20 protein-coding genes are annotated in these 15,721 nt (G+C 51.6%); 13 read left to right on the top strand and 7 right to left on the bottom strand.

The genetic code is table 11. The annotated features are described in order from the left end of the window. Positions 1-11: 11 nt before the first annotated feature. Positions 12-989: a calcium/sodium antiporter gene (locus tag B9Y90_RS08670; RefSeq protein ID WP_085540979.1), complete on the bottom strand. Its 978-nt coding sequence runs from the start codon at positions 987-989 to the stop codon at positions 12-14. Between the two features lie 229 nt (positions 990-1,218). Here B9Y90_RS08670 and mlaF point away from each other — a divergent pair, with 229 nt between their 5' ends. The 7 genes from mlaF (at position 1,219) to murA (ending at position 6,033) form a co-directional block, all read left to right on the top strand. Next, positions 1,219-2,034: a phospholipid ABC transporter ATP-binding protein MlaF gene (mlaF, locus tag B9Y90_RS08665; RefSeq protein ID WP_085540978.1), complete on the top strand. Its 816-nt coding sequence runs from the start codon at positions 1,219-1,221 to the stop codon at positions 2,032-2,034. 7 nt (positions 2,035-2,041) lie between these two features. After that, entirely contained in the window at positions 2,042-2,824 is a 783-nt protein-coding gene (mlaE, locus tag B9Y90_RS08660; protein WP_039288131.1) for a lipid asymmetry maintenance ABC transporter permease subunit MlaE, read from the top strand. A gap of 4 nt (positions 2,825-2,828) precedes the next feature. Further along, on the top strand, positions 2,829-3,380 hold the full coding sequence (mlaD, locus tag B9Y90_RS08655; RefSeq protein ID WP_008454822.1) for an outer membrane lipid asymmetry maintenance protein MlaD: 552 nt from the start codon (positions 2,829-2,831) through the stop codon (positions 3,378-3,380). A 17-nt stretch (positions 3,381-3,397) separates the two neighbouring features. Further along, a complete protein-coding gene (gene mlaC / locus B9Y90_RS08650; RefSeq protein ID WP_039288128.1) occupies positions 3,398-4,027 on the top strand; it encodes a phospholipid-binding protein MlaC in 630 nt (209 codons plus the stop codon). After that, entirely contained in the window at positions 4,027-4,329 is a 303-nt protein-coding gene (mlaB, locus tag B9Y90_RS08645) for a lipid asymmetry maintenance protein MlaB (RefSeq protein ID WP_085540977.1), read from the top strand. Before mlaC ends, mlaB begins: the two co-directional genes overlap by 1 nt. Positions 4,330-4,462: 133 nt before the next feature. Continuing rightward, positions 4,463-4,717, top strand: a complete 255-nt coding sequence (gene ibaG / locus B9Y90_RS08640) for a BolA family iron metabolism protein IbaG (protein ID WP_008454819.1) — start codon at positions 4,463-4,465, stop codon at positions 4,715-4,717. 53 nt (positions 4,718-4,770) lie between these two features. Beyond that, positions 4,771-6,033 (top strand): UDP-N-acetylglucosamine 1-carboxyvinyltransferase, encoded by a 1,263-nt coding sequence (gene murA, locus B9Y90_RS08635; RefSeq protein ID WP_039288121.1) that lies wholly within the window; start codon positions 4,771-4,773, stop codon positions 6,031-6,033. Positions 6,034-6,078: 45 nt separating this feature from the next. On the opposite strand, the gene sfsB is transcribed toward murA, so the two are convergent. Then, positions 6,079-6,342 carry a DNA-binding transcriptional regulator SfsB gene (sfsB, locus tag B9Y90_RS08630; RefSeq protein WP_039288118.1) on the bottom strand — a complete coding sequence of 88 codons (264 nt, stop codon included), beginning with the start codon at positions 6,340-6,342 and terminating at the stop codon, positions 6,079-6,081. Positions 6,343-6,578: 236 nt separating this feature from the next. Beyond that, a complete protein-coding gene (ispB, locus tag B9Y90_RS08625; RefSeq protein WP_039296334.1) occupies positions 6,579-7,550 on the bottom strand; it encodes an octaprenyl diphosphate synthase in 972 nt (323 codons plus the stop codon). A gap of 260 nt (positions 7,551-7,810) precedes the next feature. Between ispB and rplU the strand changes: the two genes are divergently transcribed. From rplU to cgtA, 4 genes are all read left to right on the top strand, one after another. After that, on the top strand, positions 7,811-8,122 hold the full coding sequence (rplU, locus tag B9Y90_RS08620) for a 50S ribosomal protein L21 (RefSeq protein WP_008454812.1): 312 nt from the start codon (positions 7,811-7,813) through the stop codon (positions 8,120-8,122). A 19-nt stretch (positions 8,123-8,141) separates the two neighbouring features. Then, entirely contained in the window at positions 8,142-8,399 is a 258-nt protein-coding gene (gene rpmA, locus B9Y90_RS08615; RefSeq protein WP_007673187.1) for a 50S ribosomal protein L27, read from the top strand. Between the two features lie 90 nt (positions 8,400-8,489). Then, positions 8,490-9,455 carry a DMT family transporter gene (locus tag B9Y90_RS08610; protein ID WP_039288111.1) on the top strand — a complete coding sequence of 322 codons (966 nt, stop codon included), beginning with the start codon at positions 8,490-8,492 and terminating at the stop codon, positions 9,453-9,455. A 16-nt stretch (positions 9,456-9,471) separates the two neighbouring features. Further along, positions 9,472-10,644 carry an Obg family GTPase CgtA gene (gene cgtA, locus B9Y90_RS08605; protein WP_039288108.1) on the top strand — a complete coding sequence of 391 codons (1,173 nt, stop codon included), beginning with the start codon at positions 9,472-9,474 and terminating at the stop codon, positions 10,642-10,644. A 36-nt stretch (positions 10,645-10,680) separates the two neighbouring features. On the opposite strand, the gene pmrB is transcribed toward cgtA, so the two are convergent. From pmrB to dacB, 3 genes are read right to left on the bottom strand one after another with little or no spacing between them, the layout of a single operon-like run. After that, positions 10,681-11,736, bottom strand: a complete 1,056-nt coding sequence (pmrB, locus tag B9Y90_RS08600) for a two-component system sensor histidine kinase PmrB (RefSeq protein ID WP_039288105.1) — start codon at positions 11,734-11,736, stop codon at positions 10,681-10,683. Then, positions 11,733-12,395, bottom strand: a complete 663-nt coding sequence (gene pmrA / locus B9Y90_RS08595; protein ID WP_085540976.1) for a two-component system response regulator PmrA — start codon at positions 12,393-12,395, stop codon at positions 11,733-11,735. The genes pmrB and pmrA overlap by 4 nt, the downstream gene beginning before the upstream one ends. Positions 12,396-12,397: 2 nt before the next feature. Then, complete coding sequence (gene dacB, locus B9Y90_RS08590) at positions 12,398-13,831, bottom strand: serine-type D-Ala-D-Ala carboxypeptidase (RefSeq protein ID WP_039296331.1); 1,434 nt, start codon at positions 13,829-13,831, stop codon at positions 12,398-12,400. A 251-nt stretch (positions 13,832-14,082) separates the two neighbouring features. Here dacB and greA point away from each other — a divergent pair, with 251 nt between their 5' ends. Next, positions 14,083-14,559, top strand: a complete 477-nt coding sequence (greA, locus tag B9Y90_RS08585; protein WP_039288100.1) for a transcription elongation factor GreA — start codon at positions 14,083-14,085, stop codon at positions 14,557-14,559. Positions 14,560-14,664: 105 nt separating this feature from the next. Here the strand turns inward: greA and yhbY are convergent, their stop codons facing one another. Then, positions 14,665-14,958, bottom strand: a complete 294-nt coding sequence (yhbY, locus tag B9Y90_RS08580) for a ribosome assembly RNA-binding protein YhbY (protein ID WP_039288098.1) — start codon at positions 14,956-14,958, stop codon at positions 14,665-14,667. Between the two features lie 126 nt (positions 14,959-15,084). Between yhbY and rlmE the strand changes: the two genes are divergently transcribed. After that, positions 15,085-15,714 carry a 23S rRNA (uridine(2552)-2'-O)-methyltransferase RlmE gene (rlmE, locus tag B9Y90_RS08575; RefSeq protein ID WP_008454794.1) on the top strand — a complete coding sequence of 210 codons (630 nt, stop codon included), beginning with the start codon at positions 15,085-15,087 and terminating at the stop codon, positions 15,712-15,714. Positions 15,715-15,721 lie beyond the last annotated feature (7 nt).

Below are 15,721 nucleotides of genomic sequence, written 5' to 3'. Positions count from 1 at the left end.
CCGTTCCCACTTTATCCGACGACAGGTGGCGCAACGAACCACAGCACCACGATCCATATGATGAACCCACATGTTAACAGAGCGCCCGCGAGCTTGCCGATTTGGCGAGGTTTACGCCAGCAGAGCAGCGCAAAAACAGCACTTACCGCTAACATCAGCCAATAATCCCGGGCAAAAGCTAACGGGTTCAGATGGCCCGGCGCCAGCAGTGCAGGAATGCCAAGCACAAACACCACGTTAAAAATGTTCGAGCCGATGATATTACCAATCGCAATGTCATCTTCACCCTTGCGCGCTCCGGCTATGGCGGTCGCTAATTCTGGCAGGCTGGTGCCAATCGAAATGATCGTCAAACCGATAACCAGTTCGCTTACGCCAAAATAATGGGCAAGCACCGAGGCATTATCGATGACCATCCGCGTTGCCATTGGCATTATAACTAACGCAACGCCTAGCCATAAAAATGCGACGGAAAGGCTGCCTTCTTGAGGGAGTTCGGCCAGTTGTTCCCGCGTCAGACTATCGACACCTTGCCGTTCCGCAAGGCGGCCTATTCTAATGATAAAGAGTAGATATAACACCGCGATTGTCAGCAGCATGACACCTTCTGCCTGCGTCAGCTCCCCGTCATAGAGAAACAGACCTGCGGCGGCACTCACCGCCAACATTAGAGGCAACTCACGGCGTAGAATATCGGAATTAACGGTAAATGGGTGCAGCAGGGCGGCCAGCCCCAGAATCAGCATAATATTGGTGATATTTGAACCAATCGCTGTTCCTACGGCCAAATCCAACTGGCCGTGCAGCGCAGAAGTACTGGCGATGATGATTTCAGGAAGCGAGGTGCCGATGCTGACCACCGTCATGCCGATAATCAGCGGTGGGATCCCAATACTGCGGCAAAGGATTGCTGCGGCGAAAACTAAACGGTCGGCGCCATAGACCACCAGAAGTAAACCAATAATTAATAGCGCCGTAGCTAACAGCATGAAAAATCCTTTATTAGGGTATAATCGCCGATCCTGAGGGCCTGAAGGGTCGGGCAAAACGAAGTGCAGCCTGAGCCTGGCGATAAGTCGTAATTCTGACTTTATGCGGCGAAAAAGTAAAACAAATGCCAGCTTTAGCTAACCTGCGCAGGTAATATTCTGTAAAAATGTTGGGTTTTAGCATCCCTTTGAGGCCATGCTTGCCGGCAAACACAAAAAAGGAAGGGCGATGAGTCAGACAGAAGCGAATCTGGTTGAGATCCGTGGGATGAGTTTCTCCCGCGGAGAGCGGCAGATCTTCGAGAACATTTCGCTGACCGTACCACGCGGCAAAGTGACGGCGATCATGGGGCCATCGGGGATCGGTAAGACAACGCTTTTGAAGCTTATCGGCGGGCAGATCCAGCCGGACAGAGGGGAAATTCTGTTTGATGGCGAAAATGTACCGGCGATGTCGCGCTCACGGCTTTTTACCGTGCGTAAACGCATGAGCATGCTGTTCCAATCTGGCGCCTTGTTTACCGATCTTAACGTGTTTGAAAACGTGGCTTATCCGCTGCGTGAACATCTTCAGTTACCAGAACCTTTATTACACAGTACGGTGATGATGAAGCTGGAAGCTGTCGGGCTTCGCGGGGCAGCGAATCTGATGCCTTCTGAATTATCTGGCGGGATGGCACGCCGTGCCGCGCTTGCCCGCGCTATTGCACTTGAGCCAGACCTGATTATGTTTGATGAACCTTTCGTCGGGCAGGATCCTATTACCATGGGCGTGCTGGTTAAGCTTATTTCAGAACTTAACAGCGCTCTTGGCGTCACCTGCATTGTGGTATCACACGATGTACCAGAAGTCTTAAGCATCGCGGATTACGCTTATATTGCTGCCGATCAGCACATTGTGGCGCAAGGTAGTCCCGCGGAGTTACGTGAAAACCACGATCCACGCGTTAGACAGTTCCTTGATGGGATCGCGGACGGCCCGGTGCCATTCCGTTATCCCGCCGGGGATTATCGACAAGATTTATTACCTGGAACGAGGAGCTAAACTGCTCATGCTGCTAAATGCACTGGCATCTATCGGGCGACGCGGGATAAAAACCTGCGCCTCGTTTGGACGTGCCGGACTGATGTTATTCAACGCGCTGGTAGGGAAGCCGGAGTTTCGCAAGCATGCGCCGTTGCTGGTTCGTCAGCTTTATAACGTCGGCGTGTTGTCGATGCTGATTATTATGGTGTCCGGCCTGTTCATCGGGATGGTGCTTGGTTTGCAGGGATACCTGGTGCTGACGACGTACAGCGCCGAATCGAGCCTCGGCATGCTGGTAGCCCTTTCACTACTCCGTGAGCTGGGCCCGGTTGTTGCCGCGCTGCTGTTTGCCGGGCGAGCGGGTTCCGCATTAACCGCTGAAATTGGCCTGATGCGCGCGACAGAGCAACTCTCCAGCATGGAGATGATGGCGGTCGATCCGCTGCGCCGCGTCGTGTCACCGCGATTTTGGGCTGGGGTGATCTCGCTGCCGCTTCTGACGCTTATTTTTGTTGCCGTGGGCGTTTGGGGCGGCGCACTTGTGGGCGTTAACTGGAAAGGTATTGATGCCGGTTTCTTCTGGTCAGCAATGCAAAATGCGGTCTCATGGCGGCTGGATTTGGTTAACTGCGTGATTAAAAGCGTAGTCTTCGCCATTACCGTAACGTGGATCGCGTTATTCAACGGGTACGATGCTATTCCGACTTCTGCCGGGATTAGCCGGGCAACCACGCGCACCGTTGTGCACGCTTCTCTGGCCGTTTTGGGCCTCGATTTTGTGCTGACAGCACTGATGTTTGGGAATTGAGTTCATGCAAACAAAGAAATTTGAAGTTTGGGTTGGTGCTTTTCTGCTGGTTGCGCTGGTCGCCATTATTTTTCTCTGCCTGAAGGTGGCGAATGTTACTTCACTGCGCAGCGAGCCGACGTATCGGGTATACGCCACTTTCGACAACATCGGTGGCCTGAAAATGAGTTCCCCGGTTCGCCTCGGTGGTGTTGTTATTGGTCGTGTTGATGGTATTGCTCTGGACCCGAAAACCTATCTGCCTCGCGTAACGCTGGACATTGAGCAGCGCTACAACCAGATTCCGGATACAAGCTCTCTGGCGATTCGCACCTCTGGCCTGCTGGGCGAGCAATATATTGCTCTTAACCTCGGTTTTGATGATCCCGAGCTGGGGTCATCTATGCTGAAAGATGGCAGTACCATTCAGGACACAAAGTCTGCTTTGGTGCTTGAGGATCTGATAGGCCAGTTCCTTTATAAGAGCGGCAACGGAGATAATAAGAATTCTGGCGATGCCGAAGCCCATTCTGCAGGCCATACTGATGCCGCACCGCAGTCAGGTACTACGAATTAATTTAAGAGGAACGAGTGATGTTTAAGCGTCTTATTATGGTAGCCATGCTGGTAATCGCCCCATTTGCGATGGCGGCAGACCAGACTAACCCTTACAAATTAATGAACGAGGCGGCGCAGAAGACCTTTGATCGTCTGAAAAATGAGCAGCCTCAAATTCGACAGAACCCGAATTATCTGCGGGAGATCGTTGGCCAGGAATTACTGCCATACGTACAGGTAAAATACGCGGGTGCGCTGGTATTAGGGCGTTACTACAAAGATGCAACACCTGCGCAGCGAGATGCCTACTTCAAGGCTTTTGAAGAGTACCTTAAGCAGGCTTATGGGCAGGCGCTGGCGCTGTACCATGGTCAGACTTACCAAATTGCTCCCGAGCAACCGCTGGGTAATGCTGATATCGTGGCGATCCGCGTGACGATTATCGATCCAAACGGTCGCCCGCCGGTGCGCCTTGACTTCCAGTGGCGTAAGAATAGCCAAACCGGGAACTGGCAGGCTTACGATATGATCGCCGAAGGGATCAGCATGATCACCACCAAACAAAATGAGTGGAGCGATCTGTTGCGTACCAAAGGCATTGATGGTTTGACTGCGCAGCTGCAGTCGATTTCGAAACAGCCAATTACCCTGGACAGTAAAAAGTAATGGCGGAAGAACTAAGCTGGAAGCTGGACGGTACAACGCTGCATTTCTTCGGAGAGCTGGATGGCGGCACCGTTAATTCGCTTTGGCAGCAGCGTGAGAAAGTGGTCGCGGGTATCAATCTTTTTGAGCTAAGTGGCTTAACTCGCGTTGATACCGCCGGGCTGGCGTTGCTTATTCACCTGACAGCCATCGTGGCTCGCCAGGGAAACAAGATCGAGCTTAGGGGCGCCACTGATAATTTACGCACGCTGGTGCAACTCTACAATTTGCCAGAGGCATTGTTGCCGTATCTGGCAGGCTAATGATTTCAGCACGTTACTTTCAAAGCCCTCGAACTGTTAAGTTCCGGGGCTTTTTGCTTATTTAAGCTGACGCCACTTTCCTCTAAGATGTGTGGCTTATCTCATCATTCATTAATCGACGAATAGATACCCCATGGAAAATCATGAAATTCAGACAGTGCTGATGAACGCACTGCCCCTCCAGGAAGTCCACGTCTCGGGCGATGGCAGCCACTTTCAGGTGATAGCGGTGGGTGAGTTATTCGCCGAGTTAAGTCGCGTCAAAAAGCAGCAAACGGTGTATGCCCCGCTGATGGAGTTCATCGCTGACAACCGCATGCATGCTGTTTCTATCAAGACCTATACGCCGGAAGAGTGGGCGCGCGACCGCAAACTAAATGGTTTTTGAATCATCGGCTCAGGCTGGTGATAACGTTTTGAATTTAAAAGAGAACAGTTTCAATGGATAAATTTCGTGTGCAGGGGCCTACCCGCCTGAGTGGGGAAGTCACAATCTCAGGGGCTAAAAACGCCGCGCTGCCGATCCTCTTCGCAGCCCTTCTGGCAGAAGAGCCGGTAGAGATTCAGAACGTTCCAAAACTGAAAGATATTGATACCACAATGAAGCTGCTGAGCCAGCTGGGTACCAAAGTTGAGCGCAACGGCTCCGTCTACATTGATGCCAGCGGCGTAAATATTTTCTGCGCGCCTTATGACCTGGTGAAAACCATGCGTGCATCTATTTGGGCGCTGGGGCCTCTGGTTGCTCGCTTTGGCCAGGGGCAGGTTTCTCTGCCTGGTGGCTGTGCCATCGGCGCTCGCCCGGTAGATCTGCACATCACCGGTCTGGAGCAGCTTGGCGCGGAAATTAAGCTGGAAGAAGGTTACGTTAAGGCGTCGGTGAATGGCCGCCTTAAAGGGGCCCACATTGTGATGGATAAGGTGAGCGTCGGCGCGACCGTGACTATCATGAGTGCAGCTACGCTTGCGGAAGGTAAAACGATCATTGAAAACGCCGCGCGTGAACCGGAGATCGTTGATACCGCGAACTTCCTCAACACCCTGGGTGCGAAGATCAGCGGCGCAGGCACCGATCGTATCACGATCGAAGGTGTTGCTCGTTTGGGCGGGGGCGTTTATCGCGTGCTGCCTGACCGTATTGAAACCGGGACCTTCCTGGTGGCCGCGGCAATCTCTGGCGGTAAAATTCTTTGCCGCAACGCACAGCCCGATACTCTGGATGCCGTGCTGGCGAAGCTGCGTGAAGCTGGCGCGGAGGTTGAAACCGGTGAAGACTGGATCAGCCTTGATATGCATGGTCAGCGTCCAAAAGGCGTGACGGTGCGTACTGCTCCACACCCAGGCTTCCCTACCGATATGCAGGCGCAATTCACGCTGCTAAACCTGGTGGCGGAAGGGACTGGCGTGATTACCGAAACTATCTTCGAAAACCGCTTCATGCATGTGCCTGAATTAATCCGTATGGGCGCGCATGCTGAGATCGAAAGCAATACGGTTATCTGCCACGGTGTTGAAAAGCTTTCCGGCGCTCAGGTAATGGCTACCGATCTTCGTGCTTCTGCAAGTCTTGTTCTGGCGGGCTGTATCGCTGAAGGAACAACGATAGTGGATCGTATTTATCATATCGATCGCGGCTACGAGCGCATTGAAGATAAACTTCAGGCGCTGGGCGCTAAGATTGAACGCGTGAAGGGTAGCGAGTAAGCGACTTTTTATCGTGACAAAAAGCCGGGGCATGCCCCGGCTTTTTTATTGCTGCCGAATCTTTCTGGTTCTGTCGATAAACTCATGGGTTACCGGATCGTGGTAACGCGAGGGCCAGATGATCTGAGGGGCTACGCCTAAAGCCCGAGCGATAATAAACTCCCCTTTAGGCCATGGGCGCGATAACGCATTTGCGAGCGTTGATGAGCTTAAACCTGACTGACGTGATAAGGCGGCAAGCGACGTTCTCTTTTTTCTCAGGCCGGCAATGATGTCTGCCGGATGCCAGTCCACATACTGATTTTCCATAATCTCTCCCTGTAATCTTACAAGTCCTGCTCTGAACTGAGCAATAATACTGGAAATTTATAACATAAAAATTTCCAAATGATTCCAGTAAGTGCAAGGAATAATAAATTCTGTGTTTCCATCCGCAAATATGATGAAAGCTAATGAAAATGATTAGAAAAGGAAAAGAAGGGAAAGGTGAGGGGAATGATTTATTGGAAACTTTAGCGCGCCTTTTCGGCGCGCTAAAGTCCAGGCTAACGATCGCGCTGTACGGACATGTGGGCCAGAGAGATCAGAGCTTCTCGATGTGGGCTATCAGGGAGGACAGAGAGAGCATCGATCGCTTTATCCGCTTCCTCTTCGGCACGCTGGCGAGTCCATTCCAGGGAACCGCAATCCGACATGGCTTTTAATACGGGTTCTAGCAGGTGACGCCCATTTCCTTGTTCGATCGCTTCACGGATCATCTGCGCTTGCTCTGGTGAGCCATTGCGCATCGCGTGCAACAGCGGCAGCGTCGGTTTGCCTTCGTTCAGATCGTCGCCTACGTTTTTACCCAACGTTTGTCCGTCTGAGCTGTAATCCAACAGGTCATCTATAAGCTGGAAGGCTGTGCCCAGGTAACGCCCATAATCCTGCAGGGCTTTTTCCTGAACTTCCGTAGCACCCGCCAGAATTCCGGAGCATTGAGCAGCGGCTTCAAACAAGCGAGCCGTTTTGCTGTAGATGACCCGCATGTAGCTTTCTTCAGTGATGTCAGGATCATTACAGTTCATCAGCTGCAGCACTTCGCCCTCAGCGATGACGTTTACGGCCTCTGACATCACCTCCAACACTTTCAGTGAACCGAGGCTGGTCATCATCTGAAATGCTCGCGTATAGATGAAATCACCGACCAGGACGCTTGCTGCGTTGCCGAAAGCCGCATTGGCGGTAGCTTTACCCCGACGCATATCTGATTCGTCCACGACGTCATCGTGAAGCAGAGTAGCGGTATGTATGAATTCGATCAGCGCTGCAATTCTGACATGGGCCTGCCCTTCATAGGAAAGCGCCCGTGCAGCGAGCACGGCAATCATTGGACGGATGCGTTTACCGCCCCCGCTGACAATGTAGTAACCCAACTGGTTGATCAGTTGGACATCGGAATTCAATTGCTCAAGGATTGTCGCATTGACACCCGCCATATCTTGCGCGGTTAACTCATTAATTTTTTCTAAATTCATCGCAAAAGTCTGGCTTTCGTCCTGTTTATTCCATGTCCGTATGGCATAACGAGAGGGTTGAGGTTCGATACTGTAGTACAGATTGTACTGAAAAAACGAGGCAGATAAACGGTGTGTGTGCTGTTGCGTTTTTTTTCTACGGTAATTGACGATCGGGCTTGTCAAACCCTCACGATTTGCGTAATATTCGCGCCCTATTGTGAATATTTATAGCGCTACCTGAATCCAATGAAAGGCAAGCGCGGAAAGCGGAGTTTTATATGTACGCGGTTTTCCAAAGTGGTGGTAAACAACACCGAGTAAGCGAAGGTCAGACCGTTCGCCTGGAAAAGCTGGACATCGCAACTGGCGAAACTGTTGAGTTCGCTGAAGTTCTGATGATCGCAAACGGTGAAGAAGTCAAAATCGGCGTTCCTTTCGTTGATGGTGGCGTTATTAAGGCTGAGGTTGTTGCTCACGGTCGTGGCGAGAAAGTTAAGATCGTTAAGTTCCGTCGCCGTAAGCACTATCGTAAGCAAGCGGGCCATCGTCAGTGGTTCACTGATGTGAAAATCACTGGCATCAGCGCCTAAGACCTGAGGAGTAGATTAAATGGCACATAAAAAGGCTGGCGGCTCAACTCGTAACGGTCGCGATTCAGAAGCAAAACGCCTGGGTGTAAAACGCTTTGGTGGTGAAACTGTACTGGCTGGTAGCATCATCGTTCGTCAACGTGGCACCAAATTCCACGCTGGCAACAATGTAGGTTGTGGTCGTGACCACACCCTGTTTGCTAAAGCAGACGGTAAAGTAAAATTCGAAGTTAAAGGCCCGAACAATCGTAAATACATCAGCATCGTTGCTGAGTAAGTTTTTCGGTCCGGTAACGGATGAAAGCCCCGCAACGTGTTGCGGGGCTTTTTACATTGTACGCCTGGTAAATTAAAACAGGGAATGGGCATGGGGCAGCAGGCGGGAATCGGTATTCTTTTAGCGTTAACCACGGCGATGTGCTGGGGTGCTTTACCTATAGCGATGAAGCAGGTGCTTCCGGTCATGGCACCGCCGACCGTGGTCTTTTATCGATTTTTGATGGCCAGTATTGGTCTGGGTATTTTCCTTGCGATTCGGGGAAAATTGCCGCCGCTCAGAATGTTCCGCAAGCCCCGGTGGCTAGTGTTGTTAGCGATCGCGACAGGCGGATTGTTTGGCAACTTTCTGCTCTTTAGTTCTTCCCTGCAGTATTTGAGTCCTACTGCGTCTCAGGTTATTGGCCAGCTTTCCCCTGTAGGAATGATGGTGGCGAGCGTAGTAGTGCTGAAAGAGAGAATGCGTGGCACACAGATTATTGGTGCCATTATGCTCTTGTGTGGTCTGGTGATGTTTTTCAACACCAGTCTTGTAGAGATTTTTACTCGCCTGACGGATTACACCCTTGGTGTCATCTTCGGCGTGCTGGCGGCAACGGTTTGGGTCAGCTATGGTGTGGCACAGAAGGTGTTATTACGCCGGTTAGCCTCACAGCAGATTCTCTTTTTGTTGTACACTTTATGTACTATTGCACTTTTGCCGCTGGCAAAACCAGGTGTGATTTTCCAGCTTAGTGGCTGGCAACTGGCATGTCTGGTTTTTTGCGGTCTGAATACGCTGGTAGGATATGGCGCGCTCGCTGAGGCGATGGCGCGCTGGCAGGCCTCCCAGGTTAGCGCCATCATTACGCTAACCCCGTTATTTACGTTGTTGTTCTCAGACCTGCTGTCTCAGGCCTGGCCCGAGTATTTCGCCATACCGATGCTTAACCTCGTGGGTTATATCGGGGCACTTGTGGTTGTGGCTGGTGCGATGTATTCCGCGATTGGCCATCGCCTTTGGGGGCGCTGGCATAAAACCGAAACGGCCACACCAGTGCAGCGTTCGGGCGAATGATTTACGGAGAAGTAAGATGAAGTTTGTTGATGAAGCAACGATCCTGGTCGTAGCAGGTGATGGTGGTAACGGCTGCGTTAGCTTCCGCCGTGAAAAATATATCCCGAGAGGCGGCCCGGATGGCGGTGATGGTGGTGATGGTGGTGACGTATGGCTTGAAGCTGACGAGAACCTGAACACACTCATCGATTACCGTTTTGAAAAAGCCTTCCGCGCCGAGCGTGGCCAGAACGGCCAAAGCCGTGACTGTACCGGTAAGCGTGGACATGACGTCACCGTGAAGGTGCCAGTCGGTACCCGAGTTATCGATCAGGGCACCGGCGAAACCATGGGCGATATGACTCAGCACGGTCAGAAGCTGATGGTTGCTAAAGGCGGCTGGCATGGTCTGGGTAATACCCGTTTTAAATCCTCGGTTAACCGTACTCCACGCCAGAAAACGATGGGGACGCCAGGTGAAAAACGCGACCTGCAGCTAGAACTGATGCTGCTGGCTGATGTGGGTATGCTGGGTATGCCAAATGCGGGTAAATCCACCTTTATCCGTGCGGTATCTGCTGCGAAGCCAAAAGTGGCTGATTATCCGTTTACCACGTTGGTGCCAAGCCTTGGCGTTGTCCGTATGGATAACGAGAAGAGCTTCGTTGTCGCGGATATTCCGGGACTGATTGAAGGTGCTGCCGACGGTGCTGGCCTCGGTATTCGCTTCCTTAAGCACCTTGAGCGCTGTCGCGTGCTGCTGCATCTCATCGACATTGAGCCTATCGATGGTTCCGATCCGGTTGAAAACGCCCGTATCATCGTTGGCGAGCTGGAAAAATACAGCGAAAGCCTGGCATCTAAACCTCGCTGGCTTGTATTTAACAAAATCGACCTGATGGACAAAGCGCAGGCTGAAGAGAAGGCGAAGGCGATTGCCGAAGCACTCGGCTGGGAAGATAAATTCTACCTTATCTCTGCGGCAAGCCAGATGGGCGTGAAAGACCTCTGCTGGGATGTGATGACGTTTATCATCGAAAACCCAATTACGGCGGCTGAAGTCGCCAAGCAGCCAGAGAAAGTCGAGTTTATGTGGGATGATTACCATCGCCAGCAGCTCGACGAAATGGAAGCTGAAGCAGAAGAAGACTGGGATGACGACTGGGACGATGAAGACGACGAAGGCGTCGAAATTATCTACCAGAAGTAAGTCTCAAACGAAGAAGGCCGGTGCTCCCGGCCTTTTTTATTGGATGCTGTTCGGAAGCCAGCAGTCAGCCTGCAAGCCGCCTTCAGCGCGGTTATCCAGTTCAAGACGGCCATGATGGAGCTGCACAATACGTAGCACAATGTTCAGGCCTAGCCCGCTACCGCCGTAACGCTGGTCCATACGCCTGAAAGGTTCCGTTATCTGCTGAAGATACTCAGCTTTAATGCCCGGCCCGCTGTCGGCAACGCTCAACAGAGTTCCTCCCTCTTTCTCTGCCAACATCACATGAATCACGCCTTTTTCTGGGCTATAGCGGGAGGCATTTTCCAGCAGGTTACGCAGCATTAAACGCAGCAGCACGGCATCACCCTGCACGGTCAGAGATAAATCCGCAGGCCAGATGAGCTTTTGCCCGCGAGGCGCAGCCAATTCTTCCATTTCCATCTTCAGCGGCGCAACGATGTCGCTGCTCCAGGTCAGAGTATTGTAATGTCCGCTGGCCAGAGCTTGCCCGGCGCGGGAAAGCATCAGGAGCTGTTCAATGGTATGCATGAGCTGATCGATACGTGTTAGCAGCATCGGGGCCTGTGTTACCCCATTTTTTACCATTAATTCCAGATGTAACCTGAGGCCCGCAAGCGGTGTTCTCAGTTCATGGGCCGCATCTGCAGTGAATAAGCGCTCCTGTTGAATGGTATGGTCCAGACGGCCAAGCAACTGGTTGAGGGAATTGGTCACTGCCACCATTTCGTCCATGTCGGAAAACATGGGTAGGGGAGTGAGGTTGTCGGCTGAACGGTTAGCCAGGCTTGAACGCAATTGATTTAGCGGACGGGTTATCCAGGTAATTGCCCAGAAAGAGAAAAACAGCGTAAAGGCAACCATAACCAGAGAAGGGACTAGCAGAGAGGCAATCGCTTCACGAATCTCTTTCTCGACCTGCTGGTTTCGGGCTTTTGCGGAGAGCGTTTCACTCACCAAAAAGCCAATCTGTTCGCGACTTTCATGCCAAAGCCAGACAACGCTAATCAGCTGGAAGAAAAGCAAAATAAGCGCCAGCAGGATCATCAGGCGCCGGCGCATGCTGCTCATGAACGGGTTTCCAGCCGGTAGCCAACGCCACGCACGGTTTTGATTCTGTCTTTGCCTAATTTTCGACGTAGATTATGAATGTGCACTTCAAGGGTATTGGAGCCCGGATCGTCCTGCCAGCTGTAAATATCCTGCTGCAGTGTTTCGCGATGGACCGTCTGGCCGATGCGCATCATCAGGCGGGTCAGAAGCGCGAATTCTTTGGGCGTAATTTCTACAGCCTGGTTGGCGAGCAGCACCTGCTGAGTCTGCAAATTGAGAGTTAAATCGTCTTCCTGAAGCAGGTTGTCGCTGTGGCCCTGATAGCGGCGGATCAATGCCCTTGCACGCGCCTGAAGCTCTGCCAGCGCAAAAGGTTTAACCAGATAATCATCAGCACCGGAGTCCAGACCGTTTACCCTGTCTTCAAGTGCATCACGAGCGGTCAGGATAAGCACAGGATTTTTTATCCCGCGACGACGCCACTGGCTTAGCAGTGTCGCACCGTCTTTGTCAGGGAGGCCCAGGTCGAGAATGATCAGGCTGTATTCACCGCTTTGCAGCAGAGCATCGGCCTCCGCTGCCGTGGCGGCGCAGTCCAACGCATAGCCTTCACCGCCTAATGCCAGTGAAAGACCTTCCTGTAGCAGTAAATCGTCTTCAACAATAAGCAGTTTCATAGCTAATTATTTTGGTAAATATCCTTGTAAAGTCGGCTTTCGAAGCGCACTAGCGGAATGCGGCGATTACGTTGGTCTGCAGGTTCAACGGCATAGCCGGAGAGATACTGCACGAAAGCCATACGTTGCCCGCTTGCCGTTGTAATGAAGCCAGCCAGATTATAAACCCCTTGCAACGAGCCTGTTTTCGCCGACACTTTGCCGTCGACGCCCGCTTGATGCAGGCCTGCGCGATACTGCAGGGAGCCATCATAACCAGCGAGTGGAAGCATGGAGATAAAGTTTAGCTGATTATCGTTCTGTGCGATGTATTGCAGCACCTGCATCATTGTGGCCGGTGAAATCAGGTTATGACGCGATAGGCCTGAGCCATCGACGACAATACTGTTCCCCAAATCTACGCCTGCTTTTTGACGCAATATCTGGCGTACAGCATCAGCACCTGCCCGCCAGGTGCCAGGAACACCCAACCTGTTATGTCCAATGGTCCTGAATACGGTATCGGCAATCATGTTATCGGATTTCTTGAGCATGATTTTAAGCAGATCGTGTAGCGGTGCTGATTGCTTGCTGGCGATAACCGTTCCCGGCTCATTAGGTTGCGTCTGGCGCAGCAGTGTTCCGCTGTAGCTGATCCCTGCCTGCTTCAATTCATCTTTGATGATTGCGCCTGCATAGCTGGCCCCATCCTGAATGGCGAAGGCTAATGGCAGCGGATCGGCACGCTGTGTAAGGCAGCCTGTAAGCGTATAGCGGTTGAGATCGCCTGGGACAACATCCAGTTCACAGTATTGGGCGTCGGGAGAGCCTTTGGCCAGCGTTCTGACCTGACTAAACATCACCACTGGATAGTAAGAAGCAATGCGGATATAGGCTAAATCATCAGCTTTCGGGGCGCTGTATAAGGAAATAGAGAAGCAGTTTCGGTCTACTATGGCGGCGGCTGGCGGTGCGCTGAAGCACTGCGTCATGTCGTTCCACGGCCAGCCGGGGGCTTTATCGTGGCTGGCAAAAATAGATGTGTCGACCAGCACGTTGCCCTTAATCTGTTGGACGCCTGCTTTTTTTAATTCGGCAACCATGTTGCGAATATCCTGACGCTTTAGCGTAGGATCGCCGCCGAAGCGGGCGATAAGATCGCCGTTAAGTACGCCATTATCGATTTGAGCACGACTTTCTAACGTTGTGGTAAAACGAAAATCCGGGCCCAGTTGAAGGAGGGCCGCTAGCGCCGTAATCACTTTCTGAGTACTGGCAGGCAGAGCCATTTGCTGGCTGTGATAATCGATGAACGGGCTCGTGGCACCGACTTTTTGCACCATCAGCGCCAGGTTCGCCCCGTCAGGCAACTGGGAGGTGTACTCTTCAACGTTCGCAGCCTGAACATTCATGGCTACGGCAGCGGTCAACCCAATGACAAATCTCAAAAATCGCATAATCTCGCGGTAACGGCCTGGAAACGTGACCGCCATACTACGGTGCATTATGGTGCAAAGTAAACGATGACCCTTAGGGAACTCCAGGGTAAAATACCGGTCAATTTGAAAACTGTTACTGACCTGGAGTTATCACCCCGGGTCGGTTTTCTTTTATTTGTTGCCGGAGAGACGCACGTTACCGGCCATGCTCTTAAGCCAGCGCGGTGTTTTGCCCTGCTGCAGAGGACTGATTTTAAGAGGTATAACAAATGCAACCTATTCCGATGACCTTACGTGGCGCTGAACAACTTCGCGAAGAACTGGATTTCCTGAAATCCGTTCGCCGTCCTGAAATCATTGCTGCCATTGCCGAAGCTCGTGAACATGGCGATCTGAAAGAAAATGCTGAATATCATGCCGCGCGTGAGCAGCAGGGTTTTTGTGAAGGCCGCATCCAGGATATCGAAGCTAAGCTTTCTAATGCTCAGGTGATCGATGTCACAAGAATGCCAAATAATGGCCGTGTGATTTTTGGTACTACCGTAACAGTACTGAACCTGGACAATGACGAAGAGCTTACTTATCGCATCGTTGGCGACGATGAGGCTGATTTTAAAAAGAATCTTATCTCTGTAAATTCGCCTATTGCTCGCGGTCTTGTGGGTAAAGAATGCGATGATGTTGTCGTAATTCGCACGCCGGGTGGCGATGTCGAATTTGAAATCTTAAAGGTAGAATATCTGTAATTTTTACTACGCCCACTAAAGGGTTGGCGTATTGTAAAGAAAAGAAAAAGGCCGCATAGCGGCCTTTTATCAACGAACATAGCGTGGCATTTTGCACACCTCTGCTTATTTCGGCAGAGAAATCTTACGCTCTTTAGAAGGGCGATAGAGCACCAGCGTTTTACCGATGACCTGTACGTTACAGGCGCCGGTTTCCCGCACGATGGCATCCACAATTAAGGTTTTGTTTTCGCGATCTTCCGTTGCGATCTTCACCTTGATTAATTCATGGTGCTCAAGCGCTTGTTCAATCTCGGCCAGTACCCCTTCGGTCAAACCATTATTGCCAAGCATAACCACCGGCTTGAGCGGATGGGCCAGACCTTTTAGGTGCTGTTTTTGTTTAGTACTCAGATTCATCGTATTTTTTGCTTACGTTGGGATTGAAAACGGTTCATTCTACCGCCATCTCCAGTGTATCGCCAAATCGGCTGTGCTGATTGTTAGTTAGCCTGCTATTCACGATGAACAAAGTTGGATATTGAGATGACAGGTAAGAAGCGTTCTGCCAGCTCCAGTCGCTGGCTGCAGGAACACTTTAGCGATAAATATGTTCAACAGGCACAGAAAAAGGGGTTGCGGTCCCGTGCCTGGTTTAAACTTGATGAAATACAGCAAAGTGACAAACTTTTTAAGCCAGGAATGACTATTGTTGATCTTGGTGCTGCACCCGGCGGGTGGTCACAATATGTCGTGACGCAAATCGGGAATCAGGGGCGAATCATCGCTTGCGATCTTTTACCAATGGATCCTATCGTTGGTGTGGACTTCCTTCAGGGCGATTTTCGTGATGAATTAGTCGTCAAGGCCCTGCTGGAACGTGTTGGTGACAGTAAAGTGCAGGTTGTCATGTCAGATATGGCGCCAAACATGAGCGGGACACCGGCAGTCGATATTCCCCGCGCTATGTACTTGGTTGAACTGGCACTGGAAATGTGTCGGGACGTACTGGCGCCGGGCGGTAGTTTTGTAGTGAAAGTGTTTCAGGGCGAAGGTTTCGATGAATACCTGCGAGAAATTCGCTCCCTGTTTACGACGGTTAAAGTTCGTAAGCCGGACTCTTCTCGTGCCCGCTCACGTGAAGTGTACATTGTAGCGACCGGGCGCAAACTATAGTACCCTG

Origin of the sequence: Cedecea sp. NFIX57, assembly GCF_900177785.1 — a bacterium.
GTDB lineage: Bacteria > Pseudomonadota > Gammaproteobacteria > Enterobacterales > Enterobacteriaceae > Cedecea > Cedecea neteri_C.
This window is presented reverse-complemented; position numbering and strand designations above follow the sequence as displayed.

Coding starts and splice junctions, on each gene's coding strand:
- B9Y90_RS08670 (WP_085540979.1), bottom strand. CDS start 989: ATGCTGTTAGCTACGGCGCTATTAATTATTGGTTTACTTCTGGTGGTC.
- greA (WP_039288100.1), top strand. CDS start 14,083: ATGCAACCTATTCCGATGACCTTACGTGGCGCTGAACAACTTCGCGAA.
- pmrA (WP_085540976.1), bottom strand. CDS start 12,395: ATGAAACTGCTTATTGTTGAAGACGATTTACTGCTACAGGAAGGTCTT.
- murA (WP_039288121.1), top strand. CDS start 4,771: ATGGATAAATTTCGTGTGCAGGGGCCTACCCGCCTGAGTGGGGAAGTC.
- rpmA (WP_007673187.1), top strand. CDS start 8,142: ATGGCACATAAAAAGGCTGGCGGCTCAACTCGTAACGGTCGCGATTCA.
- dacB (WP_039296331.1), bottom strand. CDS start 13,831: ATGCGATTTTTGAGATTTGTCATTGGGTTGACCGCTGCCGTAGCCATG.
- ibaG (WP_008454819.1), top strand. CDS start 4,463: ATGGAAAATCATGAAATTCAGACAGTGCTGATGAACGCACTGCCCCTC.
- rlmE (WP_008454794.1), top strand. CDS start 15,085: ATGACAGGTAAGAAGCGTTCTGCCAGCTCCAGTCGCTGGCTGCAGGAA.
- cgtA (WP_039288108.1), top strand. CDS start 9,472: ATGAAGTTTGTTGATGAAGCAACGATCCTGGTCGTAGCAGGTGATGGT.
- ispB (WP_039296334.1), bottom strand. CDS start 7,550: ATGAATTTAGAAAAAATTAATGAGTTAACCGCGCAAGATATGGCGGGT.
- mlaF (WP_085540978.1), top strand. CDS start 1,219: ATGAGTCAGACAGAAGCGAATCTGGTTGAGATCCGTGGGATGAGTTTC.
- mlaC (WP_039288128.1), top strand. CDS start 3,398: ATGTTTAAGCGTCTTATTATGGTAGCCATGCTGGTAATCGCCCCATTT.
- pmrB (WP_039288105.1), bottom strand. CDS start 11,736: ATGAGCAGCATGCGCCGGCGCCTGATGATCCTGCTGGCGCTTATTTTG.
- sfsB (WP_039288118.1), bottom strand. CDS start 6,342: ATGGAAAATCAGTATGTGGACTGGCATCCGGCAGACATCATTGCCGGC.
- mlaB (WP_085540977.1), top strand. CDS start 4,027: ATGGCGGAAGAACTAAGCTGGAAGCTGGACGGTACAACGCTGCATTTC.
- yhbY (WP_039288098.1), bottom strand. CDS start 14,958: ATGAATCTGAGTACTAAACAAAAACAGCACCTAAAAGGTCTGGCCCAT.
- mlaE (WP_039288131.1), top strand. CDS start 2,042: ATGCTGCTAAATGCACTGGCATCTATCGGGCGACGCGGGATAAAAACC.
- mlaD (WP_008454822.1), top strand. CDS start 2,829: ATGCAAACAAAGAAATTTGAAGTTTGGGTTGGTGCTTTTCTGCTGGTT.
- B9Y90_RS08610 (WP_039288111.1), top strand. CDS start 8,490: ATGGGGCAGCAGGCGGGAATCGGTATTCTTTTAGCGTTAACCACGGCG.
- rplU (WP_008454812.1), top strand. CDS start 7,811: ATGTACGCGGTTTTCCAAAGTGGTGGTAAACAACACCGAGTAAGCGAA.